Source organism: Myroides sp. LoEW2-1 (genome assembly GCF_009767705.1).
In the GTDB taxonomy this organism is placed as follows: domain Bacteria; phylum Bacteroidota; class Bacteroidia; order Flavobacteriales; family Flavobacteriaceae; genus Flavobacterium; species Flavobacterium album_A.
Window position 1 is genome coordinate 1 of sequence record NZ_WSPP01000244.1, and the last position, 19,052, is coordinate 19,052.

Sequence of the window (19,052 nt, forward strand, 5' to 3'; positions counted from 1 at the left end):
GCAAGTTGTCCATAGGTGAATTTTTGGGTAGGATCTTAAATTTACTGCTTATTGTAAGCATGGACAACTTTTTTTATTACTTAATCATAATGCACAACGGGTTTTTATATTGCCTTTCTTCGTCTAAATATCACTCTTGTCAAGCTTAATTCGAATCTTTTATTCCTCTATATTTTCACCTATTGATTAACAATGATATATTTGAGGAATCAACCAAACCATTTATGATGTTTAAAAAATTAATTACACTATTGTTGCTACTTATTACAATGGTAGCAGTAGCTCATCCAGACCAAAAGAAAATAGAGCAAGCACTCTACAATTTAAAGAATGTAACCTTTAAACAACTGGAATCTAAAGATGACTCTTATCTATTGTATGAACTTAGAGTAAGACAACAAGTAGATCACACAGATCCCTCTAAAGGATACTTTGATCAGAAAGTACACTTTTATCATAGGGATTTTGACCACCCTATGATTATGGAGACTAACGGTTATGACCTATACGTTAGAGCTAGCGAAATGGTAGGTTACTTAGAAAGTAACTATCTAAATATAGAACACAGATTCTTCGGAGAGTCTATCCCTGAAGGCAAACCATGGCAGTATCTTACTATGGAACAAGTAACAGCTGACTTACATGAGATCAACCAACTGTTTAAAGAAATCTATACAAACAATAAATGGATCAGTACAGGTATTAGCAAAGGTGGACAGACTAGCATCTACTATAAATACTTTTATCCTAATGATGTAGACGTAGCGATTCCTTATGTAGCTCCTTTTAACCAAGCATTAGAAGAGCCTCGTATCTATCCATTTTTAGCAAATGTGGGAGACAAATCATGCAGAGACAAAATCTACAATATCCAGGTAAAACTATTTGAAAATAAAACACAGATTATAGAAAAGCTTAAATGGTATGCTAAAGGAGCTAAACTGACTTTTAGCTATTTAGGTTCTTTAGAAAAAGCTTTTGAATACGCAGTATTAGAATACAGCTTCGGATTCTGGCAAAGTGGTCACTCCTGTGCTACATTCCCTAATACAAAAAACATTGATGAGTTGACAGAACACTTCCTTAGTGTGAGTAATATAGACTTCTTTAGTGATCAAACGATTAAGCGATACGAATCTCACTATTATCAGTCTGGAACGCAATTAGGCTATTATGGCTATGACATCACTCCATTCAAGAAATACGTGAGCTTTACATCTAACCCATTAGCTACCTTTATGCCTGAAGGAACTACATATAATAACTTTAACGATGCACTAATCCAAAAAGTGAAAACATGGTTAGAGAACGATGCGAATAACATTATCTATGTATATGGTGAGACAGATACATGGAGTGCTTCTATGGTAGTACCAAGTGCTAAGGTCAATTCTAAATCTTACGTACTTCCTAAGAAGGATCATGGGCAAGCACGTGTGAAGAATATGACTCCAGAGATGAGAACACAGTTCTTCACTACGTTAGAAAAAATGACAGGATTAAAACCAGTAAAATAACTTGAAGAAATAAACCTAAAAGTGCCTTTCTCTACTAAGTAGAGAAAGGCACTTTTAGGTTTTTAATATTCGCTGTTTATTCAAAAATAGAAAAATAAAAGGATGCTTGACAGAAAACTAAAACCACTTGTACTATAACACAAAGATTACAGGAAACTTTGCAAAAAACAGAGAAAACCTATCCAAAAATCCCCGTGATGAATCAATATTTAATCTTACGTGATTGATCTATCTAACAAACTAAAAACAGTCTTTACTTAAGAAAAAACAGGAATAAACACATAGCTACCTCTCTGTTGTAGTACTTTAGCAAAAAAACAACCGTTTACTTACCAGACATAGGTGCACAACTGCAATATTTCAAATATACCTCACCTAAAATGTTCAGAGCTAAGTACAATAAAATAAACCGAGGATAATGTGTTAACAAACTCCCATTAGATACCATTCCAAAAGGGTTATTTTACTATATTTGTGTCTTATAACATTTAATACTCACAATGAAAAATCCCCTAAATAAAGTAGGAATACAATTTGGAATTATTTTATCCATTTATTATATCATCTTTAATTGTGCCTTATTTTTTACAGATGTAACGTTATTTGCCAATAAGATAATCGGAATGGTTAATATTGCCTTTTTCATTATTATTGGTGTCATAACGATCTTTATGGCGAGAAGAAAAGCAGGTGGATTCGTTACCTTTAGAGAAGCTTTTACACCTTATTTTATTTCGATTGCCATTGGAATAACAGTAAAATATCTCCTATTAGTGGTATTATTCAATGTAGTTGATCCTTCAGCTAACGATACTTTGCGCCAGATTATGATGGAAATGCAAATCGAAACGCTTACAAACTTAGAAATTCCACAAGACCAAATTAACGAGCAGATAGAGGCAGCTAAAAATTTAGACCAATTTTCTCCTAAATCCACTTTATCAATGTGGGCAATACACATTGTTATAAATAGTATTTTAGGTTTCTTGCTTGCTGCTGTCTTTAGAAACAAGTCAGAATTCACGCAACCTACTACGACAGCTGAAGAAAATAAACCTCAACAATAATCGTCAAATAAATACGCTTTTCCTATGAATCTATCCATTGTCATACCACTGTTAAACGAAGCAGAATCGCTGCCTGAGTTATATGCGTGGATAACTAAAGTCATGCAGAAAAACAACTTTTCGTATGAAGTACTTTTTATCGATGATGGCAGTACAGATGACTCTTGGAAAATAATTTCTGACATATCACATGACGATTCTCATATAAAGGGAATACGATTTCAACGTAACTTTGGTAAATCACAAGCATTGCACGCTGGATTTGCACAAGCCGAAGGAGAGGTTGTTATCACAATGGATGCAGACTTACAAGACAGTCCGGATGAAATCCCTGAATTGTACAAGATGATTACACAAGAGGGATATCACTTAGTATCAGGCTGGAAGAAAAAGAGATATGATTCTGTCATTTCAAAAAACTTACCCTCCAAATTATTTAACTGGGCTGCCCGTCAAACTTCTGGAGTCAAATTAAATGATTTTAATTGTGGTTTAAAGGCATATAAAAACGAAGTTGTCAAGAATATTGAAGTTTCTGGTGAGATGCATCGCTACATCCCTGTTTTAGCTAAAAACGAAGGTTTTACTAAAATTGGAGAAAAGGTAGTAATACATCAAGCTCGAAAATATGGAACGACTAAATTTGGTATGAGTCGTTTTATAAATGGCTTTTTAGATTTGATAACTATCTGGTTTTTGTCTAAATTTGGTAAAAGGCCAATGCACTTTTTTGGTGCTAATGGCGTGATAATGTTTGGCATAGGATTTATCGCTGCTTTCATCATTGGAGCGCGTAAGCTATACAAATTATACATGGGCGAACCAGCTATTTTGGTGACACAAGATCCTTGGTTCTACATTTCTCTAACGACGATGGTTATAGGTACGCAATTGTTCTTAGCTGGATTCATTGGGGAAATGATATTAAAAAATAAATCAAACATTAGTAGATATAAAATCGCCGAAACAAGCGGTTTATAGTAAACACTAAAAATTACTTATTATGCAAGTAGAAAAAGAAATCTTAGAAAAAGCGGAGCAATGGCTAAAAGCTCCTTTTGACTCAGAAACTCAGGGTACTGTTCAAAAAATGATTGACACTGATGCTGCTCTTTTAAAAGACAGTTTTTACAAAAACTTAGAGTTTGGTACTGGTGGAATGAGAGGTATTATGGGTGTAGGTACAAACCGCATCAACAAATACACTTTAGGTAAAAACACACAGGGTCTTTCAAACTATATCAAACAATCGTTCCCTAACCAAGAATGGAAAGTTGCTATTAATTTTGACTGCCGTCACAATAGTCAAGATTTAGCAAAAGTAGTAGCTGATGTATTCACAGCGAATGGTATTAAAGTGTACTTATTCGGTGAAATGCGACCAACTCCTGAACTTTCTTTTGCTGTAAGACACTATGGATGTAATGCAGGTATTGTATTGACTGCCTCTCACAACCCTCCTGAATATAATGGATATAAAGTTTATTGGCAAGATGGAGCGCAAATTGTTCCTCCACACGATGCTGCTGTAATAAACGAAATCAATAAATTAACTTACGAGCAAATTAACTTTAAAGGCAATGACGCTCTACTTACCTATGTAGGTGAAGAATTAGATCAAGCATTTATTAAATCAACAATTGAAAATGCAAGTTTTAACACACCTCAAAGTGCAAAAGACGGTCTAAAAATTGCTTATACATCACTACACGGTACTTCAATTAAGTTAATTCCTCGCACATTAGAAACAGCGGGATATAAAAATGTTTACATCGTAAAAGAACAAGCTGAACCTAATGGAGACTTCCCTACTGTAAAATCACCAAACCCAGAAGAGCCAGAAGCATTGACAATGGCACTTAAATTAGCAGACGAAAAAGATGCTGATATCGTTATCGGTACTGACCCTGACTCTGACCGTATTGGAATAGCAGTACGCGACTTGGATGGTAAAATGATCTTGCTAAACGGAAACCAAACTAACGTTGTATTAACAGGGTTCTTATTGGAGCAATGGAAGCGAAATAAAGGATTTAAAGGCAATGAGTTCATTGGTTCTACAATCGTTTCTACTCCTATGATGTTAGATTTAGCAGAAAGCTATGGTGTAGAATGCAAAGTAGGATTAACTGGATTCAAATGGATTGCTAAATTCATCAACGAATGCGCTGATCAAAAATTCATTGGAGGAGGTGAAGAAAGCTTTGGATATATGGTAGGAGATGCTGTTCGCGATAAAGACGCAGTTGCCTCTACTTTATTAGCTTGTGAGATTGCTGCAACAGCTAAAGCTGCTGGAAGCTCTTTCTACAAAGAATTAATGAATCTGTACATCGATAACCACTTCTACAAAGAACACCTTATTGCCCTTGTAAAAAAAGGTATTTCAGGTGCTGAGGAAATCAAACAAATGATGGTGGATTTAAGAGAAAATCCTCTACACGAAATCATCGGACAACGTGTTGTTTGCGTGGAAGATTACCAAAGTAGCGAAGCTAAAAATATCATCACAGGAGAAGTAGAGAAAATCAATGTTCCTAAATCGAACGTACTTATTTACTACCTTGAAGATGGAACTAAGATTGCTGCTCGACCAAGTGGTACTGAACCTAAAATCAAATTCTACTTCAGTGTAAACGAACCGTTAGAAAGTTTAGACAAAGTAAAAGCGACAGAAAAGGTTTTAGACCAAAAAATTCAAGATATCATCAAAGAGATGAAATTGAGTTAACAAGCTTTATACAGTGTGTAAAACACATATTTCAATATAAAAGAAAGACTGGTAGCATTACCAGTCTTTTTTCTTTATTTTTGCTTTTTTACAAACAATAAATATGAACGAGTATTTCAAAAAGATAATTTACTTCGCGAAGCCATATAAGTCTTATGCGTATCTAAACATTTTCTTTAACATTCTATATGCCTTATTCAGTGCACTGTCTTTTGTGGCATTAATTCCCATGATGACAGTCTTGTTTGGAGATGAAAAGAAAATAACTGAAAAACCAGTCTATACTACACTGGGTCATGCAAAAGAATACTTAGAAGACTATATGTCTTATTTCATTACACAACATTCTTCAGAGCACGGTGCGCAGAATACGTTAATGATCATGGCAGCAGTGATTATCTCCCTATTCTTGTTGAAAAACTTATTCAACTATTGGGCAATGTACTTCATAACCTTCTTGCGAAATGGAGTATTAAAAGACATTCGAAATGCGATGTACAAAAAGTCATTGGAACTACCCCTATCTTTCTTCTCTGAGAAAAGAAAAGGTGACGTGATTTCAAGAATAACTTCTGATGTATTAGAGATTCAACACTCTTTCTTGTCTATTTTAGAGGTATTAGTAAGAGAGCCTTTGACAATTGTATTTACAATTATCGCCATGTTTGCTATCAGTACAGAATTGACAATATTCGTTTTCATCTTTGTTCCTGTTTCGGGAATTATTATCTCTAAAGTAGGGAAAACACTGAAGAAAAGTTCACAAAAAGCTTCTGAAGAACAAGGGTACTTTTTGTCTATTATAGAAGAATCATTAGCTGGATTAAAGGTCATCAAGAGTTTTAACTCTGAAAAAACATTCAATAAAAAGTTTCAAGATTCGACACAGTCTTTCTATGAGTTAAACAATACTATACTCAATCGCCAAAACCTATCATCACCGTTAAGTGAGTTTTTAGGTATTGTAACCATTGCCGTATTATTAGTTTATGGAGGGCATTTGGTTTTAGGAGAAGGAACATTGACAAGTGCTTCTTTTATTGCTTATATCGGTATGGCTTATAACATCCTTACTCCTGCCAAAGCAATGTCAAAAGCATCCTACTCCCTAAAAAGAGGAGATGCAGCCGCAGAGCGTGTATTGCAGATATTAGAAGAAAAGAACCCTATTACAAGTAAGGACAATGCCATAAGTAAAAAGAGCTTTGATCAGCAAATTACTGTCGATAACATCTCTTTTAAATATGAAGATGAGAATGTTTTACAAGATTTTAGCTTAAACATTCAAAAGGGAAAATCAGTTGCATTAGTAGGACAATCTGGAAGTGGTAAAAGTACAATTGCCAATTTGCTGACTCGCTTCTGGGACATCAATGAAGGGACTATTAAAATTGACAATACAGATATCCGCGATCTTGATATGGAGGATTTAAGAGATCTAATTGGTTTAGTAACTCAAGACAGTATTTTGTTTAACGATACCATTAAAAACAACTTAAAGTTGGGTAAACAAGATGCTACGGATCAAGAAATTATCGAAGCACTTAAAGTAGCCAATGCTTATGAGTTTGTAAGTGAACTACCAAAAGGAATAGAAACCAATATTGGAGATTCTGGAAACAAATTATCTGGAGGACAGAAACAACGCCTTTCTATTGCGCGTGCAGTCTTGAAGAACCCACCAATCATGATCTTAGATGAAGCTACTTCAGCGCTGGATACAGAAAGTGAAAAATTGGTACAAATTGCATTGGAAAATATGATGAAAAACAGAACGTCGATTGTTATAGCTCACCGATTATCTACCATTCAAAATGCAGATCATATTGTCGTAATGCAAAAGGGAAGAATTGTTGAGCAAGGTTCACATGAACAATTATTGAATAACAATGGAACTTACTCTAAATTAGTATCTTTACAAACATTAGATTAAATGTACGTACCAAACAAGAATATAAAGCTCCCTGCTGATCCAAATACAGTCATTTGGAAATACATGGACTTGTCTAAGTTTTTAGATCTCTTGTTGTCTAATAAGATGTTTATGTCGCGCTCTGATAAATTTGAAGATCAGTATGAAGGGACTTTTAGTGAACCTACATTTGAAGAAATCAAGCGCATTAGTCATGACAACCCTGCTTTCTTAGATCAATATAAGCAACGCAGAAAAAACATTGTGATTAGCAGTTGGCATATTAACGAATACGAATCCTTTGCTATGTGGCAAATCTTCACTAAAAACAGTGAGGGATTAGCTATTCAATCCACTATCGGCAGGCTGCAGAAAGCATTAGCCGTAGAAAATAGAGCTGATCAGTTTATTGGAGAAGTACATTATATCGATTATAAAAAAGAGTACATTCCTTTTGAAGACGATTTCTTTCCCTTTTTGTTTAAGCGAAAAAGCTTTCAATATGAAAAAGAAGTGAGAGTGTTGACTGATGTTTCTCATTTGGATAAATGCGTGAATGAAGGAATTAAGATTAATGTGGATATTAATCACTTAATAGAAAAAATATATATACATCCTAAATCAGAAAACTGGTACAAAAAACTTGTATTAGAATTAATGGAGAAACTCCACTTTCAATTTGATGTAGAAAAATCTGATTTAGAGAGTGATATTTTAATATAAAAACTATGGAAACAGCAAATACTAACCAAGTCATCACTTCTATTTTAGACAATGACTTTTATAAGTTTACGATGCAGTACGCTGCTATTAAACAATTCCCTTTTGCAAAGGCTTCTTATATTTTCATTAACCGAGGAGAACACAAATACCCACCAGGATTCGGAGATGCACTAAAAGCAGCAGTAGATGAAATGGCTAAATTAAAGCTTACTAAAGCTGAAAAAGCCTTTCTACAAGCTACTTGTCCGTACCTTGACCCTACCTATTTAGACTTTTTGCAAGGTTATCACTACGATCCTTCTGAAATAGAGATTAAACAAGAAGGAGAAGATTTACAAGTAAGTATCAAAGGTTATTGGTATAGAACTATTCTATGGGAAGTACCTTTAATGTCACTTATCTGTGAAATATACTACCGAATGACTAATAACGAGCGTCACTCTGCTGCACAGATTGTAGAGACAACACGCACGAAAATAGAAAATTATAAAAAACTGGGAATAACGATTGCCGAGTTTGGTACACGCAGAAGACACTCCTATACTGTACATCAAATTGTAGTAGAGACCTTACAAAAATATGGTTCGGGCTCGTTTATAGGAACATCTAACGTTCATTTAGCTATGAAATATGGGACCAAACCAATTGGCACACATGCTCATGAATGGTTTATGTTCCACGCTGCTAAATACGGCTTCAAAATGGCTAACTCGATGGGATTAGAACATTGGGTTGATACTTACAGAGGAGATCTTGGCATAGCATTAACAGATACCTATACAAGCAAAGTTTTCTTCGAACAATTTGACAGAAAATTTGCAAAGTTATTTGATGGTGTTAGACACGATAGCGGTGATCCATTAGAATTTGCAGATCTTGTCATCGCTCATTATAAAAGTCTTAATATCGACCCCCTATCTAAAACAATCATTTTCTCTGATGGATTAAATCCAGAAAAAGTGGAACGCATTGCAAAACACTGCAAAGGAAAAATTGGCATGTCGTTTGGCATCGGGACAGATTTTACTAATGATGTGGGGTTAAAGGCAATGAATATTGTTATCAAAATGACCCAAGCACTTCCTGAAGGAGGACATTGGACTGATGTTGTCAAATTATCAGATGAACCAAAAAAACACACAGGAACGCCAGAAATGATTGAATTAGCACAGCGATTATTAGATATTCCTATACAAAACTAATATTTACAAAAATTTAAAAAATAAATATAAGTTAACTATCACACTTTTATTTATAAAAGACTATTTTTGCAACAAATTTAAATAGAATATAATGGCAACGAACAGAACTTTTACAATGATCAAACCTGATGCTGTAGAGGCAGGTCACATCGGAGGAATCATCAACATGATTACTGAAGCAGGATTTAAAATCGTATCTATGAAGTTAACTCAATTAACTGTTAGAGACGCTCAAAAATTCTACGAAGTACACAGCGAAAGACCTTTCTACGGAGAATTGGTTGAATTTATGTCAAGAGGTCCAATCGTAGCAGCTATCTTAGAAAAAGACAACGCTGTAGAAGATTTTAGAAAATTAATCGGAGCTACTAACCCAGCTGAAGCTGCAGAAGGAACAATCCGTAAAAAATATGCTAAATCAATTGGAGAAAATGCTGTACACGGATCAGATAGCGACGAGAACGCTGCTATCGAGTCTGCTTTCCACTTCTCAGGAAGAGAGCAATTCTAAGCATTAGTATCTACTGATACAATTAAAAAAGGGGCTAATCTAAGATTAGCCCCTTTTCTTTATATCTCTTAATGTTATTTGAATAAACTCAAGTCGAGTTGATTTACTAAGTCTAAAATCATGTGATATCCTGCAACAGAGTTTCCTTGTGGATCCAAACTCGGACTAAATGTCCCAATGCCAATTCTACCAGGTACACTGACAACAATTCCCCCACCTACTCCTGATTTACTTGGAAGACCTACAGTTCTGGCATATTCTCCACTCGATTCATACATTCCTGCAATCAACATCTGAGATTGAATTAACTTAGACATCTCTGAGCTCTTATACTTAGTATCTCCGTCAAATCTCACACATTGGTTCGCAAAGAAATAACCTATCTTCGCTAAATGTTCAGAAGTAACTTCGATAGAACACTGCTTAAAATAGTTATCTAATTTATCTTCTTCTCCTTCTACTAACCCATTATTCTTTAAAAGATAAAAGATACCTCTATTGCGATGCCCTGTTTCCTTCTCTGACATATACACAGTTTCACTAAAAGTAACTGTATCGTCTTTGGTTATATAGCGCACCACGTCAAGAATTTTCTGCAAGGGAATATCTCCTTCACCATCGATTAAAGCTGTAGTCAATATTGCACCTGCATTCATCATAGGGTTTAATGGTTTTCCCTGTGTTTCAAGATTAGCGTAATGATTAAACGGCTTATCAGTACCATAATAGCCCATGCGATCGAATATCTCTTTTTCTCCCATTTCTTCTACAGCCACCATGAGAGAGATTATCTTTGATATACTCTGAATCGTAAACTTCTTCTGAGTATCTCCAACGCTAATTACCTCACCATTGGGTTTTACAACAGAAAAAGCAATCGCTCTTGCATCCATTTTCCCTAACTCAGGAATATAGTCAGCCACAATTCCTTTTGTACAATAGGTCCTATTTTTTTCTAATATATCTGAGAGCATCTTCTCAGTTATCAAATTTGTAGCATCCCCTTTTTGAATAATTCGCTTTGCATAAGCAGTATTACCAAACGATACCAAACACGCAATAATTAAGCTTAATACTGCATTACAAAAACCGTTTCTTTTCATTTACCTAAACCAATTTTATTTAATATTCTCTTTCCTTTTTACTTTACCTGATCCTGTTTCTACAAACGCATTGACAAACTGAACTTCTTTCGGTTTCTCAAATCGATGTAAATCACAAAACACGTCCTCTGGCAAAGTATAAGGCTCACTTTCAATTACTAAGACTAACTTATTACCTAAATAATCATCTTCCTTAGCTGCTACAAAGAAACGATAAGGAATCCTCTTTGACAACTTCTCTTCGATTTGTTCTGGGAATAATTTAACACCACCGCTATTTATCACATTGTCAAACCTACCACACCAAACAAACTGCCTATCACCTATTATTTCTACAATGTCATTTGTTACGACAAGATTTTCTGACACAGCAGGGGCCTTAATGACCAAACACTTGCGCTCATCTACCGTAATCTGTGCATGAGGTAATGCTGTAAAGCAATCCTCTTCGATGAGTTTTGCTGCTATATGGGTAACTGTTTCTGTCATCCCATAAGTTTCATAAACTTTCGTTTCAACACCTTTAAGCTTGTCTTTTAATGTTTGACTAACCTTCGCTCCACCAATAATAATCGTTTTAACCTTAGACAATTCTTTTAAAGAATGCTCTACTTGCATAGGAACCATTGCAACAAAATCATAGGTCTTTACATTACCTAATAAAGGACTTGATGTAGGTTTTACAAAATCTAACTCCCATCCTAAAATCAAAGACCGAATTAACATTAACTTTCCTCCTACGTATTTAGTTGACATGCACAATAGTGCCTTCGAACCTTCACCTATGCCAAAGAAAGTACCTGTTGCTTTAGCCGAATTAATCATTGACTCCTTTCGAATTTGGATGACTTTAGGAGGTCCGGTCGTACCCGAAGTAGTTAATTCAACATATTCTTTTTCATCAAACCAAGAAACGATTAAAGTTCCTAAATCGATTAGGTGTTCTTCATCAGAAAGCAATAATTCACCTCCATAGGAGCGCAATTCCTCAATAAAGTTGAATTTATGCCCATTTAACCTAAAGTGCGGATGTATATAATTTCTCATTTAATCTTTTATTTTATACGTCCAAAAAGACGTCCTGTCCAATTATTCCATTTGTATTTCTTCCCCAAATAAAACAATACCAAAGGTAAGACAATACCAATCTGAATAAAAGTCTCCAAATAAGATATAGTGGGCTGTTCGCTTACATCTAAAAAGATGGAATTTGTTTGAAATGCAGTCCAATTTGAAGTTAATAGCAAAGCTCCTATAATATTATTTGCTGCGTGAAATCCAAGAGCCAATTCAATTCCATCATCCATCAAAGTCATAATACCGAAGAAGAAGCCCATACCTATATAAAATATCATAATACCGTATCCCAATTGTTCTACTTCAGGATTTGCCAGGTGCATTAACCCAAATATAATGGAAGTAGTACATAATGCAACTGCTCTACTCTTAGTCGCTAAACCTATACCTTGCATTAGGTAACCTCTCATTAAGAATTCTTCAAAGCTTGTCTGTAAAGGAATTAACAAAAGTGCAATAAATAAAAAAGGAAAGAATGCACTCGCATTAAATGTTAATTCATAATCCTTTGGGGAGCTAATAATAGCAATCCCGATAAAAACTAATGTTATCACAGACCAAATACAGAATCCATGTAAAACGCGTTTCCAATCCACTTGTGAGCGTGCTGTAGTTAAGGACAAAATAGATTGTTGATGAAAAATTCGCACCCAACCCAATAAAAATACAAGCAATACAGCCATTGGTAAAATATTAATCAAGAAATTAATATTTTTACCATATTTTTCGATACTCATTTTTATTGCATCGTTAGTAGAAACCTCCGAATACTTAATTAAAAGAGCATTTAGGAACATAATACCGAAAAAAAACAAAGAAAACGGTAAATAGTGCCATGAATTTTTATTATCTTTTTTTCGCAATAATTGTTCAATATATTTCATATTTCAAAAATTGTACTATATTTGATATAAAATTATCTATTTATGATTACAATTTATCACAATCCACGTTGTAGCAAATCTCGAGAGAGTATCGCTTTTATGGAGCAACAAGGTGTAGCTTACAAAATTATAAAATATTTAGATGCTGACCTTACTCCTACAGATGTAAAAACTATTCTGACGAAGTTAAACTATTCTCCAATCGAGCTTGTGCGAACTAAAGACAGTTTATGGCAAGAAACATTTGGTGACGCAACTTTAAGCGACGAAGAAGTAATCGAAGCTATGGTTAATTATCCAAAATTAATTGAAAGACCTATTGTAGTAAATGGCCCTCGAGCTGTTATTGCAAGACCTACAGAAAAGATTCACGAAATCCTGTAGTAGAATATTAACATTATATTAACGACCTACCAATTAAACTTTAGTAAGCATTTATAGTCTAAGAATATGTAAAAACTAACGACTATAATGAAAAAACTAAAGACATCAAAAGCCTTGCTAATGCTGTTTGTCCTTCTGACAAGTCTAACAACATTAGCACAGGCTTCTAAAAAATCTTCAATCACGGGAACAGTAATTGAAGCAAGTACCAATCAACCTTTAGAATTTGCAAGCGTTTTCGCTCAAAATGAGCAAAATGAAACCGTTGTATCGGGAGGAATGACTGATGCAAAGGGTAAGTTTTCCTTTGATGTGCCAAACGGTAACTATTATGTAAAAATTGAGTTTCTCGGTTTCAAAACGATTGAGTTACATCAGGTAGCTATTAACGGCAATACCGATATAGGTGTACAAAAAGTACACGACGATGCGCAAGTATTGGAAGGCGTTGTCATTATAGCAGAGAAATCTACCGTTGACATTAAACTCGATAAGAAAGTTTATAATGTTGGTGCTGACATGGTTCTTAAAGGCGGTACAGCTGGTGATGTATTAGATAACGTACCTTCAATCTCGGTTGATAGTGAAGGAGCAGTTAGTCTTAGAGGAAACGAAAATGTAAAAGTTTTAATCGATGGTAAGCCAACTGGTTTAGCAAGTAATATACAAGAAGCAATGCGTATCTTGTCTGCTGAATCTATTGAAAAAGTAGAAGTAATTACTAACCCTTCTGCTCGATATGAAGCTGAGGGAGGAGCAGGTATAATTAATATCGTACTGAAAAAAGGTAAAGCAGAAGGTATTAACGGAAATATCACTGGTACTTTAGGGGATCCAAGAAATTATGAGTTAAATGGAAACTTCAACCTTAGAAGTGAGAAGTTTAACTTTTATACTACATTAGGTTATCGCGATACGAAAACTAAAGGATATGGCGTAAACGATAACGAATACTTTGACCAACACGGTAACACCACACAATTCATTGATGAGTACAAGGACAATAATAGAAACAGACAAGGCTACAATGCAATGTTTGGACTTGACTATTATATCACACCATCATTTACTTGGTCAAATAGCGTTAATGTAAATAGAACCAATATTACAGCTCCAAACACGGTTGACTATAAATACTACAATCCCGATCGTGAACTAATGTACACAAGAGATCGAAATGAGTATAAAACTGGAAGTCGAAATAGTGTTGAGTATACTACTGGGTTTGAAAAGAAATTCGCAAATCCCGATCATAAATTAGTTATTGAAGGAACTATCTCACAAGACAAGTCAACTGATGACTCTAATATTGCAGACATTAATGATTTTGCAAACATTAGAACTTTTGAAAAAAACAATAGTAAAGATGATTACTTACAAGGTTTAGTGAAATTAGATTATACCTTACCTATTGGAGAAACAGGTAACTTTGAGGCTGGATATTATGGAAGCTTCAAAAAGACAACAAATGATTATGACTTCTACAACCAAGTAAATAATCAATGGATCAACAATAACAATATCTCAAATACACTGGAGTACAAAGAGCAAGTTAATGCTGTTTATGCTCAATATGGAGATCAGATAACTGACAAATTAAACTTCATGGTAGGTTTGCGTTGGGAAGATAGCAATATTGATGTCAATCAACTTAGAAACAACGATTACAACAATAAAAAATACGATGACTTCTTTCCGAGTGCTTTTTTAAACTATGAACTTACCGAGTCAAGTAATGTATCTCTTAGTTATAGTAAGCGTATCATGAGACCAAGAGGTTTTTTCTTAAATCCTTTCTCAAACTATACGAGTAATATTAACTTCTTTCAAGGTAATCCTAACTTAGATCCTGCAAAAACAAATGCATTTGATTTGGGGTATACACAAAGATGGACAGGTTTTACATTAAGTGCTTCTGCTTATTTAAACAAAACGGATGATACCTTTCAATTCGTAAAAAGAATTGCAGGAACCACTGATAATGGGACACCTATTACAGTTAGTTCACCAATAAACTTAGCAACAGAATACAGATATGGTTTTGACTTTACTTTAAACTATATTCCTTACAAATGGTGGAGACTAAATGGTAACTTCAACTTTTACCGTACAGAAACGAAAGGAGATTATACTTTCACTGACTTAAATGGAAACAAAGAGTCTCAGAATTTTGACAAGAATACATACGCTTGGTTTACGCGCATTAGTTCAAAAATCACATTGCCTTATAAGATAGATTGGACAATGAACGGAATGTATAGAGCGCCATATGATACAGCACAAGGAAGAGTAAAGAGCAATCTATCTGCTAACTTAGCTTTGAGTAAAGATATCATCAAGGATAAAGCTACTATTACATTTAATATCAATGATATTTTTGATTCCAGAAAAAGAGAAATGGATACAAACTTACCTCAGACTTTCTCACATAGTGAAATGCAATGGAGAGGAAGACAAATAAATCTTTCTTTCACTTATCGTTTTAATCAAAAGAAAAACGATAGACAAAAACAAAGAGGAAATGGGGAAGGAAATATGGAGAATGGCGAAATGGAAATGATGTAAGCGTTTTATTTAGAATAAATTTAATGTTTCAAAACACATTGTGTGATTAATCTAAAAAAATTAAATTGCAGTCGCTAAATTAATAATAGACCCTAACCAATACGGTTATATTAATTGCTGAGGAAATGACCCTATCTTTTTCTCCAGACTTTAGAAAACTAACTAACTTTAACTATAATCAATCCAGAAGCCAAAGTTTACCTTTGGCTTCTTTTTTTTAATTGAAAGCTTTGATACTCTTAAATACGCAATGCAGTAAAGTACAATTATTACAATCGTTCAAACAGACTATAAAAGAAATACAACAACTAACACAATCAAGACAGGGCAAAACAAAAAAGAGCTACAATTCTATTGTAGCTCTTTTATCTTTTTAATTCATCAAAGTCTTACATTTGACTTTCTTCCAATTGCTGTCTTTTAGCTTTTTTTTCTTTTAAGAACTCACGAGTTCCTCCAAATGCCCAGTAAGAAGCAAATCCTACTAAGAAGATTAAAAGCCAGAAAGCCATCGTAATCACAGTCATACCGATGATGAAAGCTAAATACTGTTGAAATTCAAACATTGTTCCGGAATTTTTTGTATATACAGCCCCAAATATACGTACTTTATAGATTTAAACCTACAATGATTTATATTTTGAATATTACTTTAGAATGATACTAAATAATTTAATACCTTTATGAGAAATCAAACTAAAGTAGTATAACAAATGAAATATCGTATAGAAAAAGACACAATTGGTGAAGTAAAAGTACCTGCTGATAAATACTGGGGTGCTCAAACAGAACGTTCTCGAAACAACTTTAAAATAGGACCTGAAGCTTCAATGCCTCATGAGATTATAGAGGCATTTGCCTACTTAAAAAAGGCAGCAGCGTTTGCAAACCATGACTTAGGTGTGTTACCACAAGACAAAAAAGAAGGAATAGCAACAGTATGCGATGAGATTCTAAGAGGAGAACTGAATGATCAGTTTCCTTTAGTTATTTGGCAAACTGGTTCTGGAACACAATCTAATATGAATGTAAATGAAGTAATAGCCAATCGCGCACATGTACTTGCTGGAAATCAATTAGGTGAAGGAGAACAGAATATCAAGGCAAATGACGATGTAAATAAGTCCCAATCATCGAACGACACTTACCCAACGGCCATGCATATTGCAGCTTATAAAGCAGTAATAGAGCACACAATACCTGGAGTCACACAACTGCGCAATACACTTGACAAAAAAGCAAAAGAATATATGTCTGTTGTAAAAATAGGTCGTACCCATTTAATGGATGCTACTCCTCTAACGCTTGGACAAGAAATTTCAGGCTATGTAGCACAATTAGATTACGGCTTAAAGGCATTACAAAACACTTTATCGCATTTATCTGAATTAGCATTAGGAGGAACAGCTGTAGGAACAGGCTTAAATACCCCAAAAGGATATGATACAAAAGTGGCAGCTTACATAGCTCAATTCACAAACTTACCTTTTAAAACTGCACCTAATAAATTTGAAGCTTTAGCTTCCCACGATGCGATTGTAGAAACACATGGTGCATTGAAACAATTAGCTGTTGCACTGTACAAAATTGCCAATGACATCCGTATGCTTGCTTCGGGACCTCGTTCAGGTATTGGAGAGATAATCATACCTGCAAATGAACCAGGCTCATCTATTATGCCAGGAAAAGTTAACCCTACACAATGTGAAGCTCTCACAATGGTAGCTGCACAAGTTATTGGAAATGATGTAACGATTAGCTTCAGTGGTACACAAGGGCAATATGAGTTAAATGTATTTAAACCTGTTATGGCTGCAAACTTCTTGCAATCCGCTAAACTAATTGGAGATGCATGTGTATCATTTGACATTCACTGTGCACAGGGAATAGAACCTAACCACAAAAGAATTACTGAGTTATTGGATAACTCTTTAATGTTAGTGACAGCACTTAACACACATATTGGTTATTACAAAGCCGCTGAAATTGCTCAAACAGCACATCAAAATGGTACTACTTTAAAAGAAGAAGCTATTCGCTTGGGATATGTTTCTCCAGAAGACTTTGACAAATGGGTAGATCCTGCTAAAATGGTTGGAGAGTTATAAAAATATTTTGAAAAAGGGAATTTTTATTTCAAAAAGTCCTGTTTGCATTAGCAAGCAGGACTTTTATTTATGTGTTTCAATCATTCAGAAATTAAAATAGCTTCTGTAATTATCCAAATCTTTATCACCTCTCCCAGATAAATTAATGACAACTATATCGGTTTCTTTAAATTGCTTCTTATCCAAAACAGCAAGTGCATGCGAACTCTCAATAGCAGGTATAATACCCTCATCCTTACACAAATTCAAACCTGCTTGCATAGCTTCATTGTCCATTACTGCAAAAAACTCTGCTCTACCCAATTCTTTCATATGTGAATACAAAGGTCCAAAACCAGGATAATCTAAACCAGCTGAGATAGAATATGCTTCTAAAGGCTCTCCATTCTCATCTTGCATAAATAGCGTTTTACTACCGTGTAATACTCCGTCTTTTCCTACAAAAGAAGTAGCTGCTGTTTCTAACTCCTCAATACTTCTTCCCCCTCCCTCAGCTACAACCAAATTCACCGTTTCATCTTCTAAGAAATGATAAAAAGCTCCTACTGCATTACTTCCACCCCCGACACAAGCAACAACATAATCAGGTGTTTCTCTACCTTCTTTCTCAAATAACTGCTTTCTTATCTCCTCAGAAACAACTGATTGAAAGCGACTTACCATATCAGGATAAGGATGTGGACCTACAGCTGACCCTATCAAGTAAAAAGTGTCATCTGGGTTCTCTATCCAGTAAAGCAACGCTTCATCTACAGCCTCTTTCAAAGTTTTTGCGCCTGACATTGCAGGACGTACCTCTGCTCCCAACATTTTCATTCTTGCAACATTAGGTGCTTGTCTTTCAATATCTAAAGCTCCCATGAAAACAATACACTCCATCCCCATTAATGCACAAACTGTCGCTGTAGCAACTCCATGCTGACCTGCCCCTGTTTCTGCAACAATTTTATGTTTACCCAAGCGCTTTGCCAATAAAATTTGCCCAATCGTATTATTGATTTTATGTGCTCCTGTATGACATAAATCCTCGCGTTTTAAATATACTTTGGTATTGTACTTCTTAGAAAGATTCTCTGCAAAATACAATGGAGTGGGTCTACCTACATAATCTTTAAGTAACTGCTGCATTTCTGCCTGAAAATCAGCTTGATTAATGATGTCAATATACTCTTTCTGCAATTGACCAATAATAGGTTGTAAAGCTTCAGGAATGAAAGCTCCACCATAATTTCCATAAAAACCGTTTTGATCTACTTGATATTTCATAT

At 34.7% G+C, this 19,052-nt stretch carries 16 protein-coding genes; 11 read left to right on the top strand and 5 right to left on the bottom strand.

The genetic code is table 11. From position 1 onward, the window contains the following. Positions 1 to 224 precede the first annotated feature (224 nt). The 8 genes from GOQ24_RS12935 (at position 225) to GOQ24_RS12970 (ending at position 9,663) form a co-directional block, all read left to right on the top strand. On the top strand, positions 225 to 1,517 hold the full coding sequence (locus tag GOQ24_RS12935; RefSeq protein ID WP_243731278.1) for a S28 family serine protease: 1,293 nt from the start codon (positions 225 to 227) through the stop codon (positions 1,515 to 1,517). 500 nt (positions 1,518 to 2,017) lie between these two features. After that, entirely contained in the window at positions 2,018 to 2,584 is a 567-nt protein-coding gene (locus tag GOQ24_RS12940) for a DUF4199 domain-containing protein (protein WP_155091991.1), read from the top strand. 24 nt (positions 2,585 to 2,608) lie between these two features. Next, complete coding sequence (locus tag GOQ24_RS12945; protein WP_155091992.1) at positions 2,609 to 3,565, top strand: glycosyltransferase family 2 protein; 957 nt, start codon at positions 2,609 to 2,611, stop codon at positions 3,563 to 3,565. Between the two features lie 22 nt (positions 3,566 to 3,587). Then, a complete protein-coding gene (locus tag GOQ24_RS12950; RefSeq protein WP_155091993.1) occupies positions 3,588 to 5,315 on the top strand; it encodes a phospho-sugar mutase in 1,728 nt (575 codons plus the stop codon). Positions 5,316 to 5,418: 103 nt separating this feature from the next. Next, positions 5,419 to 7,248 (top strand): ABC transporter ATP-binding protein, encoded by a 1,830-nt coding sequence (locus GOQ24_RS12955; RefSeq protein ID WP_155091994.1) that lies wholly within the window; start codon positions 5,419 to 5,421, stop codon positions 7,246 to 7,248. Further along, positions 7,249 to 7,950 carry a hypothetical protein gene (locus GOQ24_RS12960; RefSeq protein ID WP_155091995.1) on the top strand — a complete coding sequence of 234 codons (702 nt, stop codon included), beginning with the start codon at positions 7,249 to 7,251 and terminating at the stop codon, positions 7,948 to 7,950. A 5-nt stretch (positions 7,951 to 7,955) separates the two neighbouring features. Beyond that, positions 7,956 to 9,152 carry a nicotinate phosphoribosyltransferase gene (gene pncB, locus GOQ24_RS12965; RefSeq protein ID WP_155091996.1) on the top strand — a complete coding sequence of 399 codons (1,197 nt, stop codon included), beginning with the start codon at positions 7,956 to 7,958 and terminating at the stop codon, positions 9,150 to 9,152. A gap of 91 nt (positions 9,153 to 9,243) precedes the next feature. Further along, positions 9,244 to 9,663, top strand: a complete 420-nt coding sequence (locus GOQ24_RS12970; protein ID WP_155091997.1) for a nucleoside-diphosphate kinase — start codon at positions 9,244 to 9,246, stop codon at positions 9,661 to 9,663. Between the two features lie 74 nt (positions 9,664 to 9,737). Here the strand turns inward: GOQ24_RS12970 and glsA are convergent, their stop codons facing one another. From glsA to GOQ24_RS12985, 3 genes are read right to left on the bottom strand one after another with little or no spacing between them, the layout of a single operon-like run. Beyond that, the gene (gene glsA, locus GOQ24_RS12975; protein ID WP_160339882.1) at positions 9,738 to 10,766 is read right to left on the bottom strand and encodes a glutaminase A; all 1,029 of its coding nucleotides are present in this window, start codon (positions 10,764 to 10,766) and stop codon (positions 9,738 to 9,740) included. Between the two features lie 15 nt (positions 10,767 to 10,781). Further along, on the bottom strand, positions 10,782 to 11,813 hold the full coding sequence (locus tag GOQ24_RS12980; protein WP_160339883.1) for an AMP-binding protein: 1,032 nt from the start codon (positions 11,811 to 11,813) through the stop codon (positions 10,782 to 10,784). A gap of 8 nt (positions 11,814 to 11,821) precedes the next feature. Continuing rightward, positions 11,822 to 12,727, bottom strand: coding sequence for a CPBP family intramembrane glutamic endopeptidase (locus tag GOQ24_RS12985; RefSeq protein ID WP_155092000.1), 906 nt, complete (start codon positions 12,725 to 12,727; stop codon positions 11,822 to 11,824). Positions 12,728 to 12,769: 42 nt separating this feature from the next. Between GOQ24_RS12985 and arsC the strand changes: the two genes are divergently transcribed. Both arsC and GOQ24_RS12995 read left to right on the top strand, forming a co-directional pair. Further along, positions 12,770 to 13,111: an arsenate reductase (glutaredoxin) gene (arsC, locus tag GOQ24_RS12990; protein ID WP_155092001.1), complete on the top strand. Its 342-nt coding sequence runs from the start codon at positions 12,770 to 12,772 to the stop codon at positions 13,109 to 13,111. Positions 13,112 to 13,198: 87 nt separating this feature from the next. After that, positions 13,199 to 15,676, top strand: coding sequence for an outer membrane beta-barrel family protein (locus GOQ24_RS12995; protein WP_160339884.1), 2,478 nt, complete (start codon positions 13,199 to 13,201; stop codon positions 15,674 to 15,676). A 389-nt stretch (positions 15,677 to 16,065) separates the two neighbouring features. On the opposite strand, the gene GOQ24_RS16515 is transcribed toward GOQ24_RS12995, so the two are convergent. Then, on the bottom strand, positions 16,066 to 16,242 hold the full coding sequence (locus GOQ24_RS16515; protein ID WP_166520748.1) for a hypothetical protein: 177 nt from the start codon (positions 16,240 to 16,242) through the stop codon (positions 16,066 to 16,068). A 147-nt stretch (positions 16,243 to 16,389) separates the two neighbouring features. On the opposite strand from GOQ24_RS16515, the gene fumC reads away from it, so the two are divergent. Then, a complete protein-coding gene (fumC, locus tag GOQ24_RS13000) occupies positions 16,390 to 17,784 on the top strand; it encodes a class II fumarate hydratase (RefSeq protein ID WP_155092003.1) in 1,395 nt (464 codons plus the stop codon). Between the two features lie 84 nt (positions 17,785 to 17,868). On the opposite strand, the gene trpB is transcribed toward fumC, so the two are convergent. Further along, positions 17,869 to 19,050, bottom strand: coding sequence for a tryptophan synthase subunit beta (trpB, locus tag GOQ24_RS13005; protein ID WP_160339885.1), 1,182 nt, complete (start codon positions 19,048 to 19,050; stop codon positions 17,869 to 17,871). Positions 19,051 to 19,052 lie beyond the last annotated feature (2 nt).